This window comes from Actinotignum schaalii FB123-CNA-2, from assembly GCF_000411135.1.
Lineage (GTDB): Bacteria > Actinomycetota > Actinomycetes > Actinomycetales > Actinomycetaceae > Actinotignum > Actinotignum schaalii_A.
This window is the reverse complement of the sequence record NZ_KE150262.1, coordinates 296,413-321,561: the sequence shown is the minus strand read 5'-3', so window position 1 is coordinate 321,561 and position 25,149 is coordinate 296,413. Positions and strand designations below refer to the sequence as shown.

At 61.5% G+C, this 25,149-nt stretch carries 17 protein-coding genes; 10 read left to right on the top strand and 7 right to left on the bottom strand.

Annotated features, from left to right (window positions below):
• Position 1 precedes the first annotated feature (1 nt).
• Together HMPREF9237_RS01340 and HMPREF9237_RS01335 are read right to left on the bottom strand one after the other, a co-directional pair.
• On the bottom strand, positions 2 to 814 hold the full coding sequence (locus tag HMPREF9237_RS01340; protein WP_016441917.1) for a carboxymuconolactone decarboxylase family protein: 813 nt from the start codon (positions 812 to 814) through the stop codon (positions 2 to 4).
• A 132-nt stretch (positions 815 to 946) separates the two neighbouring features.
• The gene (locus tag HMPREF9237_RS01335; protein ID WP_016441916.1) at positions 947 to 4,039 is read right to left on the bottom strand and encodes a choice-of-anchor M domain-containing protein; all 3,093 of its coding nucleotides are present in this window, start codon (positions 4,037 to 4,039) and stop codon (positions 947 to 949) included.
• Between the two features lie 124 nt (positions 4,040 to 4,163).
• On the opposite strand from HMPREF9237_RS01335, the gene HMPREF9237_RS08755 reads away from it, so the two are divergent.
• From HMPREF9237_RS08755 to HMPREF9237_RS08750, 10 genes are all read left to right on the top strand, one after another.
• Positions 4,164 to 6,008 (top strand): choice-of-anchor M domain-containing protein, encoded by a 1,845-nt coding sequence (locus tag HMPREF9237_RS08755; protein ID WP_016441915.1) that lies wholly within the window; start codon positions 4,164 to 4,166, stop codon positions 6,006 to 6,008.
• A 93-nt stretch (positions 6,009 to 6,101) separates the two neighbouring features.
• Positions 6,102 to 6,656, top strand: coding sequence for an NADPH-dependent FMN reductase (locus HMPREF9237_RS01325; RefSeq protein ID WP_016441914.1), 555 nt, complete (start codon positions 6,102 to 6,104; stop codon positions 6,654 to 6,656).
• Between the two features lie 201 nt (positions 6,657 to 6,857).
• The gene (nrdF, locus tag HMPREF9237_RS01320) at positions 6,858 to 7,898 is read left to right on the top strand and encodes a class 1b ribonucleoside-diphosphate reductase subunit beta (RefSeq protein WP_269208108.1); all 1,041 of its coding nucleotides are present in this window, start codon (positions 6,858 to 6,860) and stop codon (positions 7,896 to 7,898) included.
• Between the two features lie 676 nt (positions 7,899 to 8,574).
• Positions 8,575 to 13,800, top strand: a complete 5,226-nt coding sequence (locus HMPREF9237_RS01315) for a Rib/alpha-like domain-containing protein (RefSeq protein ID WP_016441912.1) — start codon at positions 8,575 to 8,577, stop codon at positions 13,798 to 13,800.
• 212 nt (positions 13,801 to 14,012) lie between these two features.
• Positions 14,013 to 15,041, top strand: coding sequence for a Fic family protein (locus tag HMPREF9237_RS01310; protein WP_016441911.1), 1,029 nt, complete (start codon positions 14,013 to 14,015; stop codon positions 15,039 to 15,041).
• 100 nt (positions 15,042 to 15,141) lie between these two features.
• Positions 15,142 to 15,822: a TetR/AcrR family transcriptional regulator gene (locus HMPREF9237_RS01305; RefSeq protein WP_016441910.1), complete on the top strand. Its 681-nt coding sequence runs from the start codon at positions 15,142 to 15,144 to the stop codon at positions 15,820 to 15,822.
• 12 nt (positions 15,823 to 15,834) lie between these two features.
• Complete coding sequence (locus HMPREF9237_RS01300; protein ID WP_016441909.1) at positions 15,835 to 17,628, top strand: ABC transporter ATP-binding protein; 1,794 nt, start codon at positions 15,835 to 15,837, stop codon at positions 17,626 to 17,628.
• Positions 17,622 to 19,316, top strand: coding sequence for an ABC transporter ATP-binding protein (locus HMPREF9237_RS01295; RefSeq protein WP_016441908.1), 1,695 nt, complete (start codon positions 17,622 to 17,624; stop codon positions 19,314 to 19,316). Before HMPREF9237_RS01300 ends, HMPREF9237_RS01295 begins: the two co-directional genes overlap by 7 nt.
• Positions 19,317 to 19,506: 190 nt before the next feature.
• A complete protein-coding gene (locus HMPREF9237_RS01290) occupies positions 19,507 to 19,902 on the top strand; it encodes an SdpI family protein (RefSeq protein WP_016441907.1) in 396 nt (131 codons plus the stop codon).
• A 302-nt stretch (positions 19,903 to 20,204) separates the two neighbouring features.
• Positions 20,205 to 20,501, top strand: coding sequence for a type II toxin-antitoxin system RelB/DinJ family antitoxin (locus HMPREF9237_RS08750; RefSeq protein WP_016441906.1), 297 nt, complete (start codon positions 20,205 to 20,207; stop codon positions 20,499 to 20,501).
• 187 nt (positions 20,502 to 20,688) lie between these two features.
• Here HMPREF9237_RS08750 and HMPREF9237_RS01280 read toward each other — a convergent pair whose 3' ends face one another.
• From HMPREF9237_RS01280 to HMPREF9237_RS01260, 5 genes are read right to left on the bottom strand one after another with little or no spacing between them, the layout of a single operon-like run.
• Entirely contained in the window at positions 20,689 to 21,348 is a 660-nt protein-coding gene (locus HMPREF9237_RS01280; RefSeq protein ID WP_016441905.1) for a hypothetical protein, read from the bottom strand.
• 2 nt (positions 21,349 to 21,350) lie between these two features.
• Positions 21,351 to 21,962 carry a hypothetical protein gene (locus HMPREF9237_RS01275; RefSeq protein WP_016441904.1) on the bottom strand — a complete coding sequence of 204 codons (612 nt, stop codon included), beginning with the start codon at positions 21,960 to 21,962 and terminating at the stop codon, positions 21,351 to 21,353.
• Complete coding sequence (locus HMPREF9237_RS01270; RefSeq protein ID WP_016441903.1) at positions 21,955 to 22,755, bottom strand: ABC transporter ATP-binding protein; 801 nt, start codon at positions 22,753 to 22,755, stop codon at positions 21,955 to 21,957. The genes HMPREF9237_RS01275 and HMPREF9237_RS01270 overlap by 8 nt, the downstream gene beginning before the upstream one ends.
• On the bottom strand, positions 22,748 to 23,869 hold the full coding sequence (locus tag HMPREF9237_RS01265; protein ID WP_016441902.1) for a FecCD family ABC transporter permease: 1,122 nt from the start codon (positions 23,867 to 23,869) through the stop codon (positions 22,748 to 22,750). The genes HMPREF9237_RS01270 and HMPREF9237_RS01265 overlap by 8 nt, the downstream gene beginning before the upstream one ends.
• Complete coding sequence (locus HMPREF9237_RS01260) at positions 23,853 to 25,007, bottom strand: ABC transporter substrate-binding protein (RefSeq protein WP_016441901.1); 1,155 nt, start codon at positions 25,005 to 25,007, stop codon at positions 23,853 to 23,855. The genes HMPREF9237_RS01265 and HMPREF9237_RS01260 overlap by 17 nt, the downstream gene beginning before the upstream one ends.
• Positions 25,008 to 25,149: the final 142 nt, after the last annotated feature.

Genomic DNA, 25,149 nt, shown 5'->3' with positions numbered 1-25,149 from the left:
GTCAGCCTCGCGCAGTCAGCCGCGCATACTCCGCATCGCTCACCGGCTCAAGCCACTCGTTGGAGGTGTCCGTGCCGGGAACCTCCACAGCCAGGTGGGAGAACCAGCTATCGGGCGCGGCCCCGTGCCAGTGTTTGGTGCCCGCCGGCACATTGATCACATCCCCGGGCAGCATTTCTTCCACCGGATGCCCCCAGGCCTGGTGGAATCCGCGGCCGGCCACGCAGATAAGGATTTGGCCGCCGCCGCTGGAGGCGTGGTGAATATGCCAGTTATTGCGGCAGCCCGGCTCGAACGTCACGTTGTACATGGGAACCTGGCTGGTGGAGACCGGCGCGAGGTAGCTCTGCCCGATGAAATACTGAGCAAAACCGTCATTGGGGTCACCGATGGGGAAGAGGCATTCGCGCGCGTGGCGTTCCTTGGCACTTAGCGCATCCGTGCCAGGATTGGCGCCAGCGCTACCATCCGCACCCGCAGCCTCGGCATCACTACTCCACACATCCTTCGCCAGATTGAAAACCGCCCAAGCCTTCGGCCAACCTACGTACATGGCCGCATGCGTGACAATCGCAGCGATCTCCTCCCGAGTCACCCCGTGATTCTTCGCGTTCTCCAGGTGATAGCGCAGCGAAGAATCCGTGATCCCGGAAGCCATGAGAGCCACCACCGTCACCACGCACTTCGTTTTGAGAGACAGCGCGGGCTGATTCCACACCCGCCCAAAAAGAACGTCGTCATTGAGCTCGGCAAAAAGCGGGGCGAAATCTCCCAGCTGGTCACGGCCCGCGGTTTGGGTAATCTTCTCACTCACCTGAGATCATCTCCTTCACGTATGGCCGACGCCTTTGCCCAGCCAAAAACAGACTACACCCCGGCGCATCCGGTCTCGGGTGCGCCGGGGTGTAGGGGCGGGCCTTAGTGGCCCGGTCCGTTCATAGGTGCGTTACTTGCGCCGGTGGCGTTCCAGGGCGACGCCGCCGCCCAGGCACAGGGCACACAAAGCGATCACGCCCATGATCTTCGCCAGGGTGCTCAGCTTAATGCTCCGATCCCAGCCGCTCGCCGAAGCATCGGCATTTGCGCCGGCAGCCGCCTGATTGCCCTGGCCCGCCGCGCCATTGGGCATGCCAACGAAGGCGGAACCGGAGGGCGTGCCAGCACCGGGCGTGGCACTCGCCGACGGAGTAGCGGAGGGAGCCGCCGCTTTCCCGGCCGCCGGCCCACCGGCCTTCGCCGGAGCGGGGGAGATGGGGCGCGGTGCCCCGCCGCCAGCGGCCTGTGGTGCGCCAACTACCCGGTTACCCGTGAGGGTGGCGCCGCCACCGGGGCTGAGCGGTGCGTTGCCACTCGGCGGCAGCGCCTTCGCCCCGGGATTCTCCGGAAGCGGAGCGGGTGCGGGCGGCCCGCCCGGGGTTAGCGGCTTATTCCCGGGATTATTTCCAGGGCCGGGTATGCCCGGCCGCGGATTCGGTTTCTGTGTGCTAATGCCCCCCGGTGTTCCGGGTGTGGCCGACGGCTGCGGTGCGGGAGTGGCGCCCGGCGTGGGCGCACCACCCGGATTAACGGTGCCGCCCGGGTTATCTCCGGGGTTACCTCCAGGGTTTCCACCCGGATTCGGCGTGCCGCCAGGATTCCCACCACCCGGATTGGGCTTCCCACCCGGATTGGGATCCACGGAGGGATGATCCGCACCGCCCGGTTCGGGAGCGGCGGGATCGCCGGGGATGCTCACGGTGCCCTGCTCGTAACCGGCGATCGTCTCATCCCCGACCAAGAAAACTAGGCGGCCCGCCCGATTGGCCCCGCCCGCGCCGGAAGCTTCCGGCGCGGCTGCGGCGTCGTCGTACCACACCCGCAACACGTACACGCCCGGCTGCGTGAAGGCCCACCCGGCGTGCTGATGTGTGGGATCGGGCAGGTCAAGAGCGGTGCGCGAGGTGTCGAAAAGCCGATCCACGTTCCCGAAGCCGCTCAGCGCGTAGGCGTGATACTGCGCGCCGGCCGGAATCGACTCCGGCTCCACGTGGAAACGCGTGGGCTTGCGGTAGCTCTCCGTGGACCACCCGGGCCAAATATGCGAACGATCCCAGTTCTGGGGCAGCTGGTAGAGCCGCTCGCCCTCCGCGCCAAGGAAATCAAAAACCGCGCCCTTCGCTCGCGGGGACTTCGCCGAATCGGGCACCGCCAGCGCCACCGTGCTCACATCGCGCTGCACCGAGGTGGTGGCGTGCTCGAGGGTGTCGTCCTTGAGGGCGACGCCCGGGCCGCCCTCACCCGGCATCGCCTGCAGATCCACGTGGCCGCGGCGCAAAATGGTGCGCGACGGGGCGGGCTTCGGTGCGGGAGCTGGTGCGGGAGCGCTAGGCGAAACGGAAGGCGTGGGCGCCGGCGCGGGCGGATTCGGCCCAGGATTCGGGCTAGGGTTCGGCGCTGGATTCGGCCCGGGCTCAGGCTCCGGCGCCGGCTCAGGCTGCGGTGCGGGGGCCGGTTGGGTGCCGGTACCAATCGCGGGAGCTGCGGCGAGCCGCCCGGAATAGCTTTGCGGGGCGCTCAGATCCATGGTGCCGAAGTGCACGTCGGCGGCCGCGCTCATATTCACTTCCGGATGCGGGTCAATGCTGAGCTTGAGATGGTAGCCCTCGCACCAGGAATCGCCCTGGGTCACGGTGGCCACGCCCCGCGAATCCGTCACCATATTCACTTCACAATCGGGGTACTTATCCTCCGCTTTCGCGTAGTAACCGCCGTGCACGTACGCGCGCACCTTCGGATCCGCAAAAGCAACCGAGGTGGTCACGTTTCCGGTGGCCGTCTTTTCCGTGCGCACCGTGTAATCGAAGGACGACGGCGTATACTCCCCGCCCTCCATGGCCGGCGCCGGGTCCTGCGAATGGGGCTCGGGCAGCTGAGCGGCGCTCTCCGAGGTGCTGGCCTCCGCATCGCCAAAGGCGTAGGAGACCGGGGCGGAAACCCAGCGGGCCCCGGTGGTGGCCTGAGCGCCGGGAGCCGAATTAGCTGCGCCGTCGGCCTTGGGCGTGCCGGCCGTGCCGCCCGTTCCCGGGGTGCCGGGCACGAAAACCGCCTGGAAATTCGAAGCACCCGAGCCGATCATCTCCGCCCAGCGCGCCTGCCCTTTCTCCACCGGCACCTCGGCTAGGAAGTAACCATCCAGGAAGAACTGCACCTTCCCCGCCACCGTTTCCGAACCGGCATCGAAACGCAGCTCGGTGAGCTGGTCATCCGCGTCATGCTCGCGGCCCTCGTATGGGGCGAGGGAGAAACGGTAACCGGACGTATCCCCGGTGGGGGCGGCGTTGAACGCGGTAGCCAGATCGGGACCCGCCTCCTTGGCCGGGCGGGTACCACCCACCTGCCACACAAACGGAATCTCCTGCGAGGCGATAATCTTGCCGTCCACCCCGCGTGCGATGGCGCGGTAGGTCAGGGTGTAGCGCCCCGGCTTGGTGAAAGCGGTCTCGTTATGGGTGTGGCTGCCGGGCACCAGGTAGGAGACCCGCCTCCCCGTCTCGTGGCTGGAGAACAGCGGGAGGTAAAGATCCATATTGGTCATGAAGGCTTCCATGCGCCCCGGGCCGTCGAACTTGGTCAGCTCGAGGGCGAAGGTGCCGTTGCGGAATTGCTCCACCGGAATGCCGGCATCCGCACCGAAACCGGCCCAGATGGGGAAGGGGCCGCTGGGCATGCCCGGCGCGGAATACCAGCGTTCGGCCACCTTGCGCAGGTGCCCGTAAGCTTCATTATCCGGGGGTAGGAAAATATACTGCTGCCCGCCCTGATTCGAGCCACTGCGCGCGTAGCCGCGCCCGACCCAATTGACGGTCTTCTCCAGCGGATACAGCTCGTCATAGGCTTCATTTTTCAGCACGAACGTACCGTTTTCCCAAAAAACTTTGGGGGCGTCCACATGCGCCGTCGTTGTGACAATCTTTCCGTCATCCGGGGCGGCCGCTGCGGCCGGAACTATTCCGGCGGTGAGCGCGGCGGCGGCCAGGGCCGCGAGGAGGCGTCGTGCCATTCTGTCTCTTTCCGTTTCGGTGTGCGGCAGTCCGGGTGAGAGACAACCACATCACCCCTTATTGATAATCATTATTGTTATCAAATAGGCTAGGTGGCGCAAGTACTGCAAGGAAAGGAAAGTCATGACAGCACTCACACGGCGTGCTGCGGCGGGGCTGGCGGGCGCCATGGCGGCGCTCCTAGCCGGGTGGGGAGCATTCCTTCCTGCCGCCGAGGCTGCACCGGCGCCGGCAGCGCCCGCGGGGGCGGGGGCCGGGCAGCCCACCGTTCTCACCTCCGGGCATATGGACCTCTTCAATATCGCCGCAGATACAGACGGCACCATCTCCCTCAATCTCAAAGAAGACGCCACCGGCACCGGGGTGGAGCGTGCCCCTGAAGAAACCGTGGTCGGCGTGGTGGAGAAAACTTTTACTACCAAATCTGCAGCGGTTCCGCAGCTGGGTACACCCGGCTTTCTGCTTGACCAGGTGCAGCAGGCCGGAATTGTATGGCCTGGCTGGGATTCCGGGGCGGCGCGCCAGCTGGGCGGTACAGCGGTACGTTTCGTGGTGGAGCAACTCGAAGGCCCCGGCAAGGTCTTCCTGTGGGAAACGAATTTCGCCACCCTCAACCCGATTCTGCGCGACGCGGCCGGAGTTCCGAGCTTCCAAATGGCGCCCGGCAGCGTGATCGCCCAGCCCGAACCCGCGCACCAGCACGCGAATTGGCTCTTCTCCGCGCCCGGTACCTACCGCATGACGGTGCGGGCCGAAGTGGATACCCCCGGCGGTACCCTCACCGCGCCCGCGCGCACGTACACCTGGGCGGTGGGCGACGCCGCGATTGCGGCCGCGCAGGGTCACGATAACGGTGGCTCCGGTAGCGGTTCCGGTAGTGGGAACGACGGCGCCGCTGGCGCGCCGGGCGATTCATCTACTCCGGGCGGCGGATCCTCCGCCCCGGGAGCTGGCAATGGGGGAAGCGGTGCGGCTCCGAGTGGCACCCCGACCGGTGGAGTTAATGGTGCGAACGGTGGGAACAGTGCCAATGGCGCGAACGGCGCGGGCGGTGCGAACGGTGCCCCGGCACCGGGCGGCGGCGCTACGCAGGCACCCTCGGGCCAGGCGCCCGCGGCTCAAGCGCCCCAATCTCCGGCCGGCCAAGCAGCGCAAGCGCCCGCCGCGCCGGTCTGCATCCCCACCCCGGTGGAACGTACCGCGAGCGGCGGTGCCAGCGGCTCGCATACGATCCCGGCCAATACCCACGTGCATCCCAATTGGGTCTTCACCCAGCCGGGTACCTACACGGTGGGCCTGGCCTTGAACGCCACCGCGAAAGACGGCACCCGCCTATCAACCACCACCACCCTGACTTTCAACGTCGGGGGAAATGGCACCGCCAATAGCGGCCACTATGACCTGGGCGCGGTGGTGGACGGCGGGCAGCTGCGCGCCGCCGTCAAGGACGATAATTCCGGGCAGTGGCTCGACCCGGCATCCCTGAGCTTCGGCTTGGGGGAGGCCGCGGCCACCACCGCGCCGGCCGGCATCGATTTCGTGGCCGGCGCCGGCGAGCGCATCTACATGATTTCCTCCAGCCAGGTCTCCGGAGTGCCGTGGCTGGGTGCGAATACCCAGCATCCCAGCTTCCGCGAAGCGACCACCGGCGAACTTACCCTGAGCGTCACCAGCGTTTCCGGACCCGGCAAGATGGCCGTTTTCGAATCGGGTACCTTCGGACAGCTGGTGGGCCAGCAGTGGTTCGGTTCCAGCGGTGGCGGCACCGAAACGGTGTGGGAAGGCCGCACTGCCGATGGTCAGCCTTGCGAGCTATCGCCCGAGCAAATCGCCCAGCTGGAACGTGAAGGTAAGAAACTCGGGAATAACCTTGCCCATTCCGGTTCCGAGGTTATCGACCCCCTCGCGGTCACCCTGGCCCTCCTCTGCGTGGGTGGGGTGGTGCTCTACACCCGCAAGCGGGCCTAGCCTATGATGGTGGCAGCGTCCGCTTCGGCGCCTGTGGCGGCGGCCGGGCGCGGCACACCCAGTCAAGATACGAGTGAAAAGCGCGGGATACTTATGAAGATTTCAATTCTGGTGGGTAGTTTGCGGCGCGGTTCCTACGCGCGCAAAATTGCGAGCGAAGTGGCCGGCTATTTCCCCGAGGGTTACGAGGTGGAGATTGTGGAGATCGGTCACCTGCCGCTCTACAACTTCGATTACGACGACGCAGCTGTGACGGACGTACCCTTGCCCGAAAGCTACACCAGCTTCCGGGAAACCATTAAGGCCAGCGATGGCATCCTCTTCGTCACGCCGGAAAATAATCGCACCGTGCCGGCTTGCCTGAAGAACGCCGTGGACATCGGTTCCAAGCCCAATAGTGATGTGGCCTGGAAGAATAAGCCGGCCGGCATTATCAGCCATTCGGTGGGGCGCATGGGCGGCTATAGCTCGCAGAAGAACCTGCGCCTGGCCCTCTCCTACTTCGATATGCCCATGCCTGGGCAGCCCGAAGTGTTCCTGGGGCGCTCCCCGGAACTCTTTGATGAGTCCGGCAAGCTGAAGTCCGATACCGCGGACTTCGTGCGCGGCTATATTGATCGCTTCGTGGCCCTCGTCGAGAAGAAGTAACTCGCGCGAATCGCGTATGCACCCCCGAGTTGGCGTCTAGCCGGCTCGGGGGTGTTTTTCGTAGCCGGAATGCTGGTGGGGAAGGCGCGGCGTCGTCGTTATGACACACACCACTACGGCGAGCCTTAAGTCCTAGGCGCCCGCAATGCGACACTATATCTAGTGGTCGAAATTTAGGTGACCACAATATCTAGTGTTTTGATGAAAATTGGAGAAGTCATGAGCTCACCCGATGGACGGCATTACACCCTGCGTTCTTTCATGCCGCCGCAGTACATCCAGCATCCCGAGGGGCCCTTCCGGCCGATCAACTGGAATTACGTCCCGGAGGAGAAGGACTTGGAGGTGTGGCGCCGGCTCACCGCAAATTTCTGGCTGCCGGAAAAGGTGCCGCTCTCCAATGACCTGCCCTCCTGGCAGCGCATGAACGAGGTGGAGCAAACCCTCGTGATGCGGGTGTTTACCGGTTTGACGCTGCTGGATACCGTGCAGGCAAGTATTGGTGAAATTAGTCAGATTCAGGACGCACACACCGAACACGAGCAGGCTGTCTACGCCAATATTGCTTTTATGCAGGCGGTGCACGCGCGTTCGTATTCCTCGATTTTCTCCACCCTGGCCTCGAGCACCCAGATCGAGGAAGCCTATACCTGGGCCGTGGATAATCCGTTGCTTCAGCAGCGCGCCAAGGCGGTGCTTGAGCACTACGTGGGTGACGACCCGCTCAAGCGCAAGGTCTCCTCCACACTGCTTTCCTCCCTGCTGCTGTACGCCGGGTTCTTCCTGCCCCTCTACCTCTCCTGCCGCGGCAAGCTCATGAATACGGCGGATCTTATTCGTCTTATCCTGCGCGATAAGGCGGTGCACGGGTACTACTCCGGCTACAAATACCAGCGTGGGCTGGAGGAGTGCAGCGAAGCGCGGCGTGCGGAAATGGAGGAATTCACTTTCGAGCTGCTCGAGAAGCTCTACCGGATGGAACTCGACTATTCAGGTGAACTTTACGAGCCTGTGGGCCTGATGGACGACGTCGCAATTTTCGTTCGCTACAACGCCAATAAGGCGCTTATGAACCTGGGCTACCCGGCACGCTTTAGCGGTGAAGAAACGCAGGTGAGCCCGGAGATCCTCACCGCACTTTCCCCGGCCGCGGATGAAAACCACGATTTCTTCTCCGGCTCGGGCTCCTCCTACATTATTGGAGAATCGGAAGATACCACCGACGACGATTGGGATTTCTAAAGCAGTCCAAAGGTCCTGACCCTTGGCGTGATCATCGGGGCGGTTGCCTGCGCATGTGCTGCGCGCGGGTGGCCGCCCTGAAAAAACGAGAGATTGGGTACATTTCCCGAGGTGATGCCCCTGGTAGGAGCCGCGGCGGCACATAAGTATGCAGGTGGCGGGGCGCGGTGTGAGATGGGAATTGCTTCGCGCGCTCCCGTTTTTTCGCCCCGGTAGTACGGGACTTTAGTGCCGGCCGAGTGGTGTGGGTGGAGATTGAAGGCCCGTGCTGTTACCGGAAAGTATTATTATTCACGCCGGTGCGGGCGGCATTATGGCGAGGTGGACGCGCGGCCGCGCCGCCGAAAAGCGGCGAGGTAGGTATGGGTGCAGCGAGGGGCCCGGCTCAAAACCGCAACGTGCCGCGAGTTAATACTTAGTAAACAAATCTGAAACGGCGTGATAAAAAGTTAGTTATCTTCGCGAGAGAAGTGCGTGTTGCTAGTGGTTTATATAACCTTTTGTGCTGAATAATTGAATACGACTTCTTGTGTTAGGCTCGGAAACTGTTTAGGCGATTTAGCGGACCGGGTCAGCTGGATTGCGGGGGGGGGGTGCTCCAGTGCTGCCCTCTCACAATGCACACGCTCGTAGCGATCTCACCTTAACGATCCATATCCCTACTAATGGAGAAATAATGTCCCAACACACGGAGTCGACTCAGTCGGCGCCCGGAGTCTCCGCGTCTGTGTCCCGCAAGGGTGGGCATCGTCGTCGCACGAAAGTGTGGGCCGGTCTCACCGCCGCGGCGCTCATGACGACGTTTGCTTCGGGATTCGCTTACGCTGCACCGCAAGGGAATTCCGGTGCAGCGCCAACTGCTCCCGCAGCACAGTGCCCGACGTATGTCGGTGACACCGCTGTCGAAGCAGGCGCGAACCAACCTGGCGCTAACCGACCGGATATTCCTTTCAAGCAAGATGCCATTATCGAAGCCGATGCTTTCAAGAGCGGCTGGATTAAGAGCACAACGGATGCCAGTAACGCCAAGAACACGCTCTCTGGGCGCGCGTTCTTCGGTGGCGTTGGCACGCCGGCAACCACGTCCAATGGCGCTACCCCGGTTCCAGATGGAACCAAGGTGTACCTCCAGTGGCGTGACACCGACGGCTCAGCCTCCCCGATTTACTCCACCACCGTCAAGACGATTGACGAGAGCGACGGCAGCCAGATCGGCCCCGGCGCCTACGCTTTCGATCTGCGTACGCCCTGGGTGGATAACACCGGAAAACAGCATCTTTACAAGGCTGTTGCTGGCCAGTATTACCGCCTGTGGATCAATGATTTCACCAACCCGGCCGGTAACCCCGTCACCATGGTGCGCCAGGCTGGTGGTTTCTTCCCGGGGGCTTTCGTCAACAGCGTGACGGGAAATAACCTGGGTCAGTTCCCGCTTATCGGTACCAATATGCAGCGTACCGCGGTGTTCATGTACACCGATCCGAACGATTACCTCACCCGTCCCAAAAACGAATGGATTCACGACGATAAGGGCGCGCTGCCCGATCCGGCCGTAACCCTTTCCACCCGGGATTCCGTTTCTGGCAAGGTATGGTTCGAATCCGGAGCGGGCGATCTTGCCAACTCCGCAACCGGTCCGAATTTCAACTCCTCCGGCGACGTGGTAGCCCCCGGCTACACGGTGGTGCTCTCGCAGCTGACCCCCGCGGGCAAGGCCGCGCTGCAGGAACTGCGTAATGCCACCCCGTCCGTCAATGACCGCGAGGTCAAGGTCCGTGACATGCTCACCGAGCACCCCGATTACATCGAGGGCACCTACACGGCCACCACGAACGAAAAGGGTATGTACACGATCCGCCTGCCGAAGAACGCCGGTGCGGACGTGGACCGTATTTACATGTATGTGCTGGACCCGAACGGACGGGTAGTCCCGAACTACTCCTCCTTCATGCGCCAGACATTCAATATGTTCAACTCGCATGCTTCGTGGACTCCGCAGACCTCCGCCGCAGTGAACCTGATTACCAATAACTGGTACAACGTCAACCTGGCGCTGGTTCTCAGTGTGCAGGTGGAACTGGATATCACGAACTTCGATGCCCAGGAAAACTACGCGCTGCCGGGTCAGACCGCTGAAATCAAGCTCACCGGCAAGGCGCTTTCCCCGCTTCCCAACCGGATCGAGTGGACCGATTCCAAGGGCAAGGTTGTTCAAACTAATGGCGACCTGAAGAAGCTCAGCGATGCCAAGAAGGCTTTCTACACCGTTCCGGAGAACGCGAAGGACGGCGAAATCTACACGGCAACTCTTTACGCTGCTGATAACGCTGTTTCTTCCGATTCGTTCATCGTGCGCGCACTTCCGGTGAAGTACGACCCCGTCCAGGTGAAGAAGACGCAGAGCGCAAAGGGCAAGGCTCCCTACGCAACGCGAGAAGCCAAGGGCTTTACGCAGATTGGTAACAACAAGTACCAGCTACCCGCCGATGCTACCTACGAGCTGGGCGAAGGTGTGAAGTCCTGGGCGAGCGTGGATCCGGCCACCGGTCTGGTGACCGTCAATCCCGGCGCGGATGTTGCTCCGTGTGATTATCGTATCCCGGTGGTTGCTACCGTGACCGATCCGCTCAACTCCAAGAACAAGCTCAAGCTGAAGACCTGGGTTCCGGTCAAGGTGTTGGCGCAAATCACCGATACTTACGATCCGAATTACAAGCAGGACAACACCGTCGAGGCGGGGCAGACCATTGAGGTCCCGGCTCCCACCTTCGATAAGCTCGCTACCAAGAAGGTCGAAACGGATCCCGCTCCGACCGAAAAGGGCAAGAAGACCACCTTCAAGCTCGGTGACAACTCCCCGATTACCGCCACGGTCAATCCCGAAACCGGTGCCATTACGGTGACCCCGGCCGCGGGTACCGCTGCTGGCCCCTATGAGGTTCCTGTTGTTGTCACCTACCCGGATGGCAGCACCGATACCGTCAAGGTTCCGGTTACTGTCACCACCCCGGCCCCGGCGGATACCGATAACGACGGTGTGAACGACGACGCGGATCAGTGCCCCACTATCGCCGGCCCGGCTTCCAATAATGGTTGCCCGGCGTGGAACAATGGCGAAGGTAAGCCCGGTACCGATGTGACGCTGACGAAGGATCCGGCCAACGGCCAGATCCCGACGACTGCCACCTGCGAAGCGGGTAACGGTGCCACGTGCACCATCGGTACAGATGGCAACGTCGTCGTCAAGATTCCGGCGGGCGCGACACCCGGCACCGACATTCCGGTGACCATCAAGAATGACGGTAAGACTCTCCACACACCCAAGGTGACGGTTACGGCCCCGGATCCGGTTCCGAACCCGGATACCGATAACGACGGTGTGAACGACGACGCGGATCAGTGCCCCACTATCGCCGGCCCGGCTTCCAATAATGGTTGCCCGGCGTGGAACGACGGCGAAGGTAAGCCCGGCGCGGGTGTGACGCTCACGAAGGACCCGGCCAACGGCCAGATCCCGGCTTCGGCCACCTGCGAAGCGGGTAACGGTGCCACGTGCACCATCGGCACCGATGGCAATATCACCGTCAAGGTTCCGGAGGGCGCGACCCCCGGCACCGACATTCCGGTGACCGTCAAGGACGGCGGCAAGACGCTGGACACCTCCAAGGTGACCGTGATTGCCCCGAATAACCCGGCCTGGAATGACACGACCACCAAGCCGACCGAACCTGCCCAGCTGCCCAATGCGGGCGGCCCGGTTCCGGCTGGCTCCACTGTTGAGGTGACCGGTCCGGGTACCGCGAAGCTCAACGAGGACGGCTCGATTACGGTCACCCCGAACGCGAACGCGAAGGATAAGGACCAGATCGTTGTCAAGGTCAAGGACCCCAACGGCAAGGACCTGGATACGGCTACCGTGACCATTGCCGACCCGGATCCCGATCAGGACGGGGTGTCCGGAGAAGCCGATCAGTGCCCGACCATTGCCGGCCCGGCTTCCAATAATGGTTGCCCGGCGTGGAACGACGGCGAGGGCAAGCCTGGCACCGATGTGACGCTCACGAAGGACCCGGCGAACGGCCCGATTCCGACGACCGCGACCTGCGAAGCGGGTAACGGTGCCACGTGCACCATCGGCACCGATGGCAACGTCGTCGTCAAGATTCCGGCGGGCGCAACCCCCGGCACCGAAATTCCGGTGACCATTAAGGACGGCGACAAGGTCCTCGACAAGTCCAAGGTGACCGTCACGGCGCCTGCCCCGGTTCCGAACCCGGATGGCGATAATGACGGCGTGCCCGATGCTCAGGATCAATGCCCGACTATCGCCGGCCCGGCTTCCAATAATGGTTGCCCGGCGTGGAACGACGGCGAAGGTAAGCCCGGCGCGGATGTGACGCTCACGAAGGACCCGGCGAACGGCCCGATCCCGACGACCGCGACCTGCGAAGCGGGTAACGGTGCCACGTGCACCATCGGCACCGATGGCAATGTTGTGGTCAAGGTACCCGCGGGTGCTAAGGACAAGTCCGAGATCACCGTGACCATCAAGGATGGTGACAAGGTCCTCGATACCTCCAAGGTGACCGTCAAGGATCCGGATACCGACGGCGATGGCCTGACCGATTCCGAAGAGGAAAAGATCGGCACCGACCCGAACAACCCGGATACTGACGGCGACGGCATCAACGACGGCGACGAAGTCAATGGCACCAAGAACCCGTTCAAGGACGACAAGTTCAATAAGGACGGCAAGCCTGGTAATACCAACCCGCTCAACCCGGACACCGATGGTGACGGCGTGAACGACGGCGACGAAGTTACCGGCAAGAACAACGGTGGCAAGCCGACCAACCCGAACAAGGCCGATACCGATGGCGATGGCGTCACCGACGCTGACGAAATCAAGGACGGCACGGACCCGAACAATGCTGACACCGATGGTGACGGCGTGAACGACGGCGACGAAAAGAAGGACGGGACCGATCCGAAGAACCCGGATACCGACGGAGATGGTATTTCCGATGGTCGCGAAAAGGACCTGGGTACCGATCCGAAGAACCCGGACACCGATGGTGACGGCCTGACCGACGGCGAGGAAGTTGGCACGGACATCGACGCAAACGGCAAGCCGGCTCGCAACGAAGATGGTACCCCGAAGGTCGATGACTCCAAGGCCACCAAGACCGATCCGAAGAACCCCGATACTGACGGTGATGGACTCACCGACGGTGAGGAAAAGAAGATCGGTACTGATCCGAAGAACCCGGACACCGACGGTGACGGGCTCACGGATGGCGACGAGGTCAATGGCACCAAGAACCCGTTCCAGGACGATAAGTTCAATAAGGACGGCAAGCCTGGTAACACTAACCCGCTCAACCCGGATACCGATGGTGACGGACTCACCGATGGTGACGAAGTGACCGGTGCTAAGAACGGTGGCAAGCCGACCAACCCGAACAAGGCCGATACTGATGGTGACGGCGTGAATGACGGCGACGAGATTGCCAATGGCACCGATCCGAATAAGGGCGACACCGATGGTGACGGTCTGACGGATGGTGAAGAAAAGGCGATCGGTACTGATCCGAAGAACCCGGACACCGATGGTGACGGACTCACCGATGGTGACGAAGTGACCGGTGCTAAGAACGGTGGCAAGGCAACCAATCCGAATAAGGCCGATACCGATGGTGACGGTATCAACGACGGTGACGAAATCAAGAACGGCACCGACCCGTTGAACCCGAACGATCCGGGCAAGGCCGCACCGAAGACCAAGAAGGTCAAGAAGGCCAAGGGCCTGACCGCGACCGGTGCCGATGTGGCATCGCTGGCAGTCTTCGCTCTGCTGGCTGCCGGTGCGGGTAGCGTGGCGATTCGCCGCCGCAAGAAGTAACACTCAGTTGCTGAGGTAGCTGAAAGCTACCCAAGCAGCCGCGTGGCTGCGGAAGTTTCCAATGGGTTACGGAAGCAGCCGCAGGGCTAACGCAAGGGGCCGCTCCTGAAATATCGGGGGCGGCCCCTTTGCGTGCGCGGCGCGTAGTCCTGCTATGCAGTTTCTCGGCGTGTGGATCGGTGGCGGGAATGACGCTTCGATAGCATCGGGAGATGAGCGGTTACGAACCACCACTGCGCATAACACCTGCCTGCGACGCGCTGGTCGGCCAGGTCTGTAACCTTGTTGAAAAACTGGAACGCCCAGGTGGCGATGGGAAATTTTGGCTGGATTCTTTGGGAGAGCTTGGGCGGCGTGAGAACCGCATTCGCGCAATCCACGCCACCCTCGCCATTGAGGAGAATTCCTTGCCGCTGGAGACCGTTCGGGCCATTCTTGGCGGTGAATCTACCGCGGACGTGACAGCTCAGGTTCTTGAGGTGCATAACGCCGGCCGTGCATATGACTTAATCCCTGAACTTGATCCGATGTCAGTGCGGAATGTGCTGCGCGCGCACGGAACCATGATGAGAGGGCTGGTTCCCGAGAGCGGGCGTTTCCGCTCTGGCGGTGTGGGGGTCTTTGCGGGGAACGTGGTTGTGCACGCAGCACCGCCGGCGGATCTGGTTCCGCAACATGTCTCCCATTTGCTTGCGTGGTATCAGGAATCTACGTTGCATCCACTTATTAAAAGCGCGGTCTTCCATTATGAATTTGAATTCATCCACCCTTTCGCTGACGGCAACGGGCGTGTGGGGCGTCTGTGGCATTCCCTGCTGCTCGGGCAATGGAAGGAGCTCTTCTTCTGGCTTCCTGTTGAGGAACTTATTCAATCGCGGCAACAGGATTATTACCGGGCTTTCGTTGTTGCGGGTAAGGAAGGGGATAGCTCGAATTTTGTTGAGCTTATGCTGGAGATAATCCGCGATTCTCTGACCGAGGTTGACGTACTTGGTCGGTCGTCCGACCAAGATACCGACCAAGATGGCGCGGTGCACGATTGGAAAATCCAACAACTTCTTTCCGTACTGTCGGATAAGACGCTTTCTGCCGCTGAAATTATGGATCTTCTTGGATTGTCACATCGTGGGTCATTCCGCGAAGGTTACTTGATGCCCGCTTTACGCCTCGGGCTTATTGAACGCACAATTCCGGACAAGCCGACCAGCCGAAATCAAAGATACCGAAAGTCTCGCTCCTAGGTCTGTGCTTCGGATACTCCTCTGTGGTGAAACCTCTTGCCGCACTGTCTCTGCCGAGCTATCCTGATCGCATAACAGTGTTATGTGAGATGGGGTTGTGATGGTGGCACGCGGAAATGGCTCAACGCGGGAGCGGATCCTTGCCGCGGCTTTGCGGAATTTTTCCGAGCACGGCTATGAGGCGGCAAGCTTGCGCGTGATTGCCAAAGAAGCCAATGTCACCACGGGCGCCCTATACACCCACTTTGATAATAAACAAGCCTTGTTTGCGGCTCTCGTGGAACCCTGCTGCCAGGAATTACGCCAGCGGCACCGCGAAGGCATTATGCGCGGTCTTGCCCTCACGGAAAAGTCCCTCACGGAAAATCCGCTTGCCGAAAAGGCTCGCCTGGAAGAACTGCGGCAGGGCGGTAGCAGCGCCGGTGAGGATCTCGGTAGCAGTATCACGGAGTGGATGATCGATTACGTCTATGACCACCTCGCCGTATTTCAGTTAGTTCTGTGGGGATCCGCGGGCACTCCCTATCAGAGCTTCGTAGCTGACCTGGCAGAATATGAAGCCCGCCTATATATCGAGCTCGGCCCAGGGGATGCGGTATGGCCCGCCTTCGCGCAGGTCATGTGTGAAACCGGATGGTACGGCTTCTTCGGTGCGCTCAGGCAAGGTCTCAACCGTGAGAACGCCAAAAAATATTTGGGCTTACTTCAGAGATTCCGGGAAGCCGGGTGGCGGAGCCTCTTGGAAGATCCGGTATATTCCGGCACGCATGCGCTCGGGTAGAAAGAAGATCCCATGTCTCACCATCAAGGGAACAACACAGCCCGCACCCGCGAGCCGAGTACCTGGCAGCTGGTAGCCCCCGTGCGCACATCAATGCTTGTCTCCTTTATTATCGCCGGGATCGGATCCGGTGCTTCGGTCATTCCTTATATCGCATTAGTTGGTCTGGCTGATGACTGGCTCGGTGACCGCGGCACGGCACGTATCTGGTGGTGGTTGGGGCTCACCCTGGTGGGCTTACTGGTACACCACATCTGTTACAACTGGGCAGTTGGTATCACCCATATCAGCGAAGCAGGGCTGCGGCATCGGTTGCGCCGTCGTATCATCACACATTTAGGCGCCTTACCCCTGGGCCTGGTGCGGCGGCTGGGCCCCGGTGAAATCCGGAAAATCGTGGTCGATGACACCAGCGCCATTCATACCCTGGTTGCCCATGCCAGCGCCGAACTTGCCAGCGCGCTCGTGGCGCCGCTGGTGGGCGGCATTTACCTGTGCGTGCTCGACTGGCAGCTGGCGTTCCTCCTGGGCGGAGTATTTATTGTTGCCGTTGGCCTGGCGATGGGGATTGCTTTCCGTGGCGGGGATCAAGCCGTTAAAGATTACGACGTCGCCCAACGGAAACTCGCGGACGCGACCGTGGAGCTCGTCGATGGCATAAAAGAAATCAAAAACTATCAACTCCCCGCCACCGGAGTCGGCGGGCGCTTCACCACGGCGCGGGAAGGAAACTCCGATGCCTCCTTCCGCTGGCTGGCCGGGGCCGGCAAAGGAATCGCGGTGGTATCCGCATTGAGTCAGCCGGGCGTGATCCTCGCGTGGAGCGCCCCGCTCATCTGCTGGTTTGTGTGGAGTGGCTGGATCTCGCCCGCGAGTAGCCTGGCTTTCTTCACCATTTGGCTCGGGCTTCCCGCGGGCCTGGGGCAACTTATGACGCTCACCCAGAATCTGCAAGGCTCGCTGCGGGCTGGGGAAGATACAGCAGCGTTGCTGGCTGAAAAACCGCAGGAAGTGGGGGAGTACCAGGCTCCTGCCCCGGCTGCGCGCGCCACGGCTGCGGCCGCCCCGTCGGCTTCTGCCCTGGAACTACGTTTCCAGAATGTGTCCTTCGGTTATGCTCCGGGCCGCCCGGTTCTGCACGATATTAGTTTCACTCTCCCGCCCGGAACCCTGACCGCAGTGGTCGGGCCCTCGGGAGCGGGGAAAACGACCATCGGCGCGCTCGCGGCACGTTTTTGGGATCCGGAAAGCGGGTGCATTACCCTCGGCGGGCACGACCTGCGCGAATACAGCCGCGCGGGGCTCTACAGCCAGGTCGGCACAGTATTTCAAGATGTGTCCCTAGCCGCGGTGAGCGTGCGGGATAACCTCCTGCTCGGCAACCAGGAGGCTACCGATGCACAGATACAGGCAGCTGCGGCCCGCGCGCATATCGCCGAACGGATCGCTGCGCTCCCGGCCGGGTATGACACGATCCTGGGGGAGGTCGCAGTTCTTTCCGGCGGTGAGGCGCAGCGCTTGAGTATCGCCCGCACGCTGTTGGCGGATCCCCCGCTCCTCATACTGGATGAAGCAAGCGCACATCAAGATACCCGTACCGCGCAGGCACTGCACCAGGTCATCGCGGCGCGGCGCGGGCATAGCTCCACCTTGGTGATCGCCCACCGGCTAAGCGGCCTCGCCCAAGCCGACCAGATTTTGGTGCTCGCGGGCGGGCGGATCGTGCAATCCGGCCGCCACGAAGAACTCGCGGCCACCGCGGGCCTGTACCGCGAGATGCTGAAAGAGCAGGGAATCTCATGCTGAAAATGCTCACGGCCATGCGCACCGTAGTGGATGTGCGCCAAATAAAAATTCTAATCGGGGCCTACACCGCGGCCGCGGTAGCCCAGGGCATCACCTTAGCGATGCTCATCGGGTTCCTTCGGGCACTGCTCACCGAAGGTGGCGTTGGCGGCGGCGCGCCGGCCGATGGGCAGCTATCCTCCTGGCTCCTTGCGATATGCATCAGCGGCGCCATCACATTTTTCCTCTACGTGGTCACGATGAGCTGGTCCTACCGGGTGAGCGTGTACGCGATCTGCGACGAGCTCATGAAGAAAATCGGTGCGGCGGTAGTGCGGCTCCCGGTTGGGTGGTTCACCCCATCCCGCCGCACCGCGGTCATAAATGCCACCTCGAAAGACGTCAACACCCTTTCCCATTTGGCTTCCCTGGTATTTCCCGCGGTGATCTCGGGGGTGGTGGTTCCCTTCGTTATGGCCGTGGTGGTCACGATGGTGGAATGGCGCCTCGGGGTGGTTCTCGCGGTGACCAGTATTGGATTGTGGTTCATCTGGGGCTGGATGCACCGGGCGGTGCGCGAAGCCCAAGCCAGCGAAGCCCGGCTCTCACGCAGGGTAGCCGGGCGTATTATCGAATTCGCGAAACTCCAACAAATCCTGCGCGGCAGCGGGCAAACGCGATGGCAGCCCCTGGATGAGGCTCTTGTGGCGGAGTCCACCGGAATCCTGAGGACACTGCGCAGCCAAAGCCGCCCGGCCTCCGCGTTCCTCCTGCTAGTCGAGCTGGCTTTCGCCGTATGCCTGGGCTGGGGCGGAGCCTTGGTGGTTGGTGGCGATATGGACTTTCTGAGTTTCCTGGCCATCGCCGTGGTTCTCACCCGTATTAACCTGCCGCTCTCGCAATCAGTTTTATACTCCACGGCCCTTACCGATTCCATGCAAGCTCTCGAACGGGTGCATGAAATTATCGCGGCTGCCGAGGAACAGCCCGATATCACGACTGTCGCCGCGTCTGCGAGCGTGGATCCGGATGTACCTGCGAATACGGATCAGGGCGCGCTCGCGGATAGCACCATCGAGTTTTCCGGGGTGACTTTCGGCTACGATCCGCGCTACCCCGTGCTGTGTGATCTCAACTTGAAAGCACCGGCCGGGAAGGTAACCGCCCTTGTTGGCCCCTCCGGTTCCGGTAAAACTACTGCGTTGGCTTTGACCGCCGGTTTTTGGCAGCCGCAAAGCGGAACCATCACGCTCGGCGGGCGCGATATTCACGAATGCCAGCCCATGCGCCACATCGCAATGGTGTTCCAGGACGTTTACCTTTTCAGCGGGTCCATCCGGGAAAACTTGACGCTGGCTAAGCCGGATGCCACAGAGGAGGAAATTCTCACCGCAGTAAGCCAGGCCGGGCTGGATCCGGTTATCGAGCGGCTGCCCGCAGGTCTGGACACCCAGGTCGGGCCGGGTGGGAATGCACTTTCCGGCGGGGAGAAACAACGCGTTGCCATCGCCCGAGCTTTCCTCAAGGACAGCCCGATCCTCCTCCTCGACGAAATTACCTCCGCGCTGGATAGCATCACCGAAGCAGTCATCGGCGAAGCGATACGGCGCCTCGCCGTGGGCCGCACGGTACTCATGGTTGCTCACCGCCCCTCCACAATTGCGTGGGCGGACCAAGTGGTCGATTTTTCGCAGCTCACGGCACGCTGAACTTGGATGTTTTCGGCATCGCAGCGCGCCCAGTGGGAAGCACCCTGTCAGAATTTCCGACAGCTTCTATCTGGCGCGAATTCGAGTTGGGTACTGGTACGACGACGCTGCCACTCGGTAAACTGACCCCGTGGAAAATACCGTTCACTGAGAAGATCACCAGCAACGAAGCTGGATGATGGGAGGGCCAATGACCTGGCAGATCGCGGTAGTGATAGTGGGTACGTTATGGGGTTCTGCGCTGTTGAGCGGCTGGCTTGCCTATGCTTCCCGTAAAAAGACCCTGAAGCTTAACGAACTCATCGGGTACCGAACCGACATTATCATGACGAATCAGGAAACGTGGCAGGAAGCGCATGCCGCAGCCTGGCCGTGGACGGCCGCTGCCACAGCATGCCTGGTCCTCAGCGGTTTCGCAGTATTCCTCCCTCTTTCCGACGGGGTGCTCGCCGCGATCATCATCCTCAGCATGGTGGTGCTGCTCGCTTGCATATGTGCAGGTGCACACCGCGCCCAAAAAGTTGCGAAACAGATTCTCGCCGTGAGCGCGGACGAAGCGAGCGAGCCTGTACCCGCTTCGAAATAGTCGAGCAGCAGGACTGTGAACGGCGGTCGAAAATAATGTGAGCTACGGTCGAAAAGTAGCCCAGAACCAATGAATGAAAAATAGCCGAAGTTACAAGCCTTTCCGGAGGGGGCATGTGTTTTCTTGGGTGTACTGTGTTTGTCGTACAGACGCAGTACACCTCTGAAAACACATAGTCCCTCCCTCACAGCCCTAGAAAGTTGTCGTAGTTGCGGCGTAGGCTTCATGGCAACAGCGCCCTCGAGGCGCTGTACAAACTCACCACATCTCAAGTACTCGCATAGAATGAAAGGGTGGTTCCCGTGGCATATACACCAACGATCACCATACGGATTGATCCGGAATTGAAATTCGAGGCGGAATCTGTTTTCCGAGGTTTTGGGTTGTCCATGACCGAAGCAATCCGCATTTTTCTTCACAAGGCAGTCATGGTTGGGGGATTCCCCTTCCCCGTGAGGGCGCTGAAGTTTCAAGCTACAACGGAGAAAATCATGATTACGAACGAATCAGAGTATTACGCTCCCAACGACATCGTAGACGATGACGAATTTCCGTGGGACTACTTCGAGTCCCGCCGGATTAACGGCGCCGTGCAGTAGCGCTTTAAGTGCAGTGGGTGGGCGCGCGAGGACCTCGCACGCCCACCCACTTGCGTTCTCTACTCAGAGCCGCGCTCGCGTACAGCCAACGCTGCACTCCGGTGGCACCGGCCGCCCGGGCTGCGCCGAAGCCCGGGTTGCGCTACCGGCCCGCGCCGCAGGCCCGCGCTACCGGCCCCCGCCAACGCTAATCCCCGAGCCACTCCAGCATGCGGTAGAGCAACTGGGTGGCGCCAGGCATGAAACCGGCCCCGTGGTGATAGGTGGCATCCATCGTGGATACCACCAGCTCGGCCGCGAACGTCACATTATCGTGGTAGAGCAGCATATTCGGGTGATCCGGAAGTGCCAGATAATACCCGCCCCAGGGATCAACGCCCGGCCCGGTTTGCTCCATCTGCGTGAGCACCACCAACGGCGTCGCCCCCGCCGGAGGCGCGAGCACCCCGTGATAATGCCAGTGGACGGCCTCATCGGAAAGATACTCCCAGAGCGGATGATCAGTATTCACCGAACGCCGCCCCAGATCCTCACCCGTGCGCCAGGACCAGAAATTCGTGCCGCGCGGAGTCTCGGACGTCCCCGGCAGCCAGCTATCCACCTGGTTAATTCCGTCGATAAATACTTTATTACCGGCCTGCCCCAGGAAGTCCAGCACCTGGCCGTGCTTCGCGGCCACCACACCCGGGTGATTGCGCGCGGCCAAGTAGACGGCGTCGAACTCCGAAAAATCTCCCGAATAGTCCGGCCAGTACACGGGGGTGACCGGGCGTGCCCGCACCGCGGGATCCTTCACGGTCGCGAGATGGAAAAACGAACCGGTGTGCACAAATGCTATTTTCTTCATCGTTACTTCTCCAGGTACTCGGTGATGGCGCGGCGCAGCCCGGCGGCGGACGTCCCCGGGAACGCGAAACCGCTGAGGTCGTTACCGTTGTGGACAATCACTTCGCCTTCGCCCAGCCGGTAGCTGACGTCCACCGGCAGCTTGCCGGGCCCGATTCCGGTGATCACCCGCGCGCCTGCGGGCAGGTCCGATAGGAAGGAACGCGCGTAAAAACCGGCCACCCCGATCTCGCGTAATTCCTCGAAAGAATGCTCGCCGGGCACGCCGGTGCGCAGCAGCATATCGCGGCGCTCAACACCCTCCCAGATCGGATGCGGCTCCACAGCGCTTAGCCACACATCATCCAACCCGTGAAATTCCATTTTTCGGTGGCTCGGCAACCCATCCACCCAGCGCCGCATCGGCAGGCCGTTGGCCAGCAGTTTCCCGCCCGCGCGCACCCAGGCGCTCAGGCGCTCGCGCTGCCGCTCTAAAAATACCTGGTCGGCGCCCATGGACACCACAATTCCGCGGTAATTACCCAGGTCAGTGCTGGGTAGCTCGTAGGTATCAATAAGGTCAGGTGGCGTGCTCGCATCGCGCACCATATTCATAATCGTGAGGATATTACCCATCGTGGTCCTTTCTTTGCGAGGGCGGTGTGGAAGCGGAAGGGGCGGCGTCGTCGTTCGCACTAAAATCCGGAACGACGACGCACTGTGAGCCACGGTCAACCGGAACATCACGAACCCGAATCGGCGTGCGGTAAAGCGAGCTCAGCCGCGCTTCGGTGAGTTGGCGTTCGGTGGCGCCAATGGAGAGGTCGTCAGCGTCCATGACGAGGGTGGTGCGCGAGGTCAGGAAGGCGTGCGCCGGATCGTGCGTGGTCATAATAATGGCCAGGCCCTCGGCCGCGAGCGTGCGAATAATTGTGAGGACACGGCGTTGATTGCGCAGGTCCAGCGCGGATGTCGGCTCGTCCAAAATGAGAGTGCTCGGGGTGGCGACCAGCGCGCGGGCAATGAGCGTGAGCTGGCGTTGCCCGCCGGAAAGCTCGGCGTACGTAGCCCCGCCCAGGTGCGCGATCCCCACCCGTTCGAGGGCCTCCCACGCGGCCTCGCTATCGGCGGCCGAGGGGCTGGCGAAAACTCGCATGGTGCGGGCCCGACCCATGAGGACCATGTCATGCACGGTGAACTGGTGGTTTGCCGCGTGGGATTGCGGCACGTAGCCGATGGGCCCGTCCGAATGCACGGTGCCTTCCACCGGGGTGCGCACTCCCGCCAAACAGGTCAGCAGGGTGGTTTTTCCGCGCGCATTCGGCCCGAGCACCGTGAGTACTTCGCCGGGGTGGGCCTCCAGCTCCACCCCGCGGAACAGCCACGGCCCGCCGCGATAGTGGTGCCCAAGATTTTCTGCCTTAAGCAAGAGCCCGCCCCTTTCGCGCGCGCCGAATGAGCAACCCGATAAATACCGGGGCGCCGATCGTGGCGGTCAAAATTCCCACCGGTATTTCCACCGAGGTCGCATTGCGCGCAATTGTGTCAATAATGAGGAGATACATCCCGCCCATGAGGAAAGATTCCGGGATAACCACGCGATTATCGTGCCCGACCAGCAGGCGCACCAGATGCGGGATCACCAGGCCCACCCAGCCAATGATTCCGGCGGCTGCCACCGAAGCTGCGGTAAGGAGGGCGACGGCGAAAATACACACCCAGCGCATCGCACTCGGATTAATACCGAGAGCCCGGGCATCCTCATCGCCCAGCGAGAGCACATTAATACGCCAGCGCAGCGCCACCACCACGATAAGCCCAATAATGACGGGAATAATAATGGTGGTGACTTTTGCCCACGACGCCGCAGCTAGTGAGCCCATGAGCCAGAAGGTAATCGAGGGGAGTTTACTGTACGGGTCGGCCACGTAGGTCATGAGGGAAACCATGGCGTTGAAGAACGCGGAAACCACCACGCCGGCCAGCACGATAGTGAGCGTGGCCGAATGGGAACGGATCCGCCCGATGAGCATCACGCAGACCACCGCGGAAAGCCCGAAAATGAAGGTGGATCCCATGAGGATGAAGCTTGAGGTGCCCACCAGAATCGCCAGCACCCCGCCGAACGCAGCCGCGGAGGAAACCCCCACGATATCGGGCGAGACCAGCGGGTTGCGGAACAGGGACTGGAGCACCGCGCCGGAAACAGCCAGGCAACCGCCGAGCACGACGGCAAGAATGACTCGCGGGGCTCGAATTTGGTTAATAGCCACGAGGGCCGAGCGATCCACATCGTCCGGACTCGAGAAGAGAATACGCACCACGTCCGGAGCGCTAATGGAGAGCTGACCCATGCCCATCGCCACCACCATCGCGCCGAGCAGCGCGATGGTGGTGATGACGAGCACCGCGAAGGCCGCGGTGCGGCGCCGGGCGATGGTGCTGACGGCCTTGGTAGGCGTGCTGACCTCTCCCGGCGCCGCGCTGGCGCGGGCAGCTTGCGCGGAAGTTGCGGGCTTGGCGGGCTTAGCGAACAACGTCATAATTGGCGCTGCCGTTATTAATATCGGTGCGCAGAACCAGATCGATATCTTCGTCGGTGAGATCGTAGTTGTAGATCCACTTCGTCTTTTCGCGCATGAGCGTGGGCATATCGACCTTAAACTCACCCGGGTAGGCGAGGGCCGCTACGTAATTCCAGTACAGCGGGGATTCGGCGCAGGGCACCTGCCAGCGATACACCCCCAGCGGGGCGCGGTAGACACGCTTATTCTTAATCGCACTTACCTCGGATAGGCGCGGATCGTTGTACAGATCATCAGGCACGGCTTTATCAAAAGCGGAGAGGAAAATAATTTCCGGGTCCCAGGCGAGGATCTGCTCCGGGGAGACAATCCCGTCCTGAACCACGTCGGAGGTGGCCATATTTTGAATACCGGCCACGTCAAAAACGTGCTGCCCGTAGCTCTTCTCTGTATTTGCGGACATCTTTTCGGCCGAGTAGCTCAGCTGCAAACCGCGCGGCTTGGGCTTGCCCAAAGCCGCGACCTGCTTGGAGATGGAATCCTGCTCGCTGTGCATATAGTCAATAAGCTGCGCGGCGCGATCTTCCTTGCCGAGGATTTCACCGAAAAGCTTGATCCAGGTTTCTAGGTTTTCCTGGGTGCCGTACTTGAGCCCGAGCACCGGAATGCCGGCCGACTCGATAGGCGTAATAAGATCCTCGCTGCGGTCACCCCACTGAATAAATACGTCGGGGTCCTGCGCCAGGATAGTTTCCATATTCGGGGTGAACTGGCGATCCGCAATCACCGGGGTGGTCACCGAGGCCGGGAAAATCTTTGAAATAATGCCCTGCTTATTGGCGACTAGTAGCGATTCATTAATGCCAACAATGCGATCCCAGGACCCGTCCACCGCAGCAATAATGGTGGGCGCGGGGATCACCGCGGAAGCGATCTTTTGCACGGGGCGGTTGACTTCCACCTGGTGGCCGCGCTGATCGGTTACGGTGAGTGGTCCGCTTGCGGCATCGTTCGCGGCAGGTGAGGCCGACGACGCAGCTGCGCTGGCACCGCTCGAACTGGTAGGTGATTCAGTAGAGGTGGACGATGCGGAACAGCTCGCCAGCAACCCGGCGCACAGCGCGCTCAAGGCAACGGTCATGACACGGCGTTTCACCAATGCTCCTTTGTTAGCGGCCGGGGCGTGAAACCGGCTCCCGACCTAGTGGTTAGGTGGCCCTAACTTTATGAAGTGGAGCGCGGGGTGTCAACAGTTATGTGGCGTGAAAATCCTTGTCAATGCTTGAAAATCCGGGGGT

Excerpts from the sequence above, each read along its gene's own strand:
- HMPREF9237_RS01325 (WP_016441914.1), top strand. The coding sequence starts at position 6,102 with ATGAAGATTTCAATTCTGGTGGGTAGTTTGCGGCGCGGTTCCTACGCG.
- HMPREF9237_RS01265 (WP_016441902.1), bottom strand. The coding sequence starts at position 23,869 with ATGACGTTGTTCGCTAAGCCCGCCAAGCCCGCAACTTCCGCGCAAGCT.
- HMPREF9237_RS08755 (WP_016441915.1), top strand. The coding sequence starts at position 4,164 with ATGACAGCACTCACACGGCGTGCTGCGGCGGGGCTGGCGGGCGCCATG.
- HMPREF9237_RS01300 (WP_016441909.1), top strand. The coding sequence starts at position 15,835 with ATGTCTCACCATCAAGGGAACAACACAGCCCGCACCCGCGAGCCGAGT.
- HMPREF9237_RS01290 (WP_016441907.1), top strand. The coding sequence starts at position 19,507 with ATGACCTGGCAGATCGCGGTAGTGATAGTGGGTACGTTATGGGGTTCT.
- HMPREF9237_RS01275 (WP_016441904.1), bottom strand. The coding sequence starts at position 21,962 with ATGGGTAATATCCTCACGATTATGAATATGGTGCGCGATGCGAGCACG.
- nrdF (WP_269208108.1), top strand. The coding sequence starts at position 6,858 with ATGAAAATTGGAGAAGTCATGAGCTCACCCGATGGACGGCATTACACC.
- HMPREF9237_RS01315 (WP_016441912.1), top strand. The coding sequence starts at position 8,575 with ATGTCCCAACACACGGAGTCGACTCAGTCGGCGCCCGGAGTCTCCGCG.
- HMPREF9237_RS01310 (WP_016441911.1), top strand. The coding sequence starts at position 14,013 with ATGAGCGGTTACGAACCACCACTGCGCATAACACCTGCCTGCGACGCG.
- HMPREF9237_RS01335 (WP_016441916.1), bottom strand. The coding sequence starts at position 4,039 with ATGGCACGACGCCTCCTCGCGGCCCTGGCCGCCGCCGCGCTCACCGCC.
- HMPREF9237_RS01305 (WP_016441910.1), top strand. The coding sequence starts at position 15,142 with ATGGTGGCACGCGGAAATGGCTCAACGCGGGAGCGGATCCTTGCCGCG.
- HMPREF9237_RS01295 (WP_016441908.1), top strand. The coding sequence starts at position 17,622 with ATGCTGAAAATGCTCACGGCCATGCGCACCGTAGTGGATGTGCGCCAA.
- HMPREF9237_RS01280 (WP_016441905.1), bottom strand. The coding sequence starts at position 21,348 with ATGAAGAAAATAGCATTTGTGCACACCGGTTCGTTTTTCCATCTCGCG.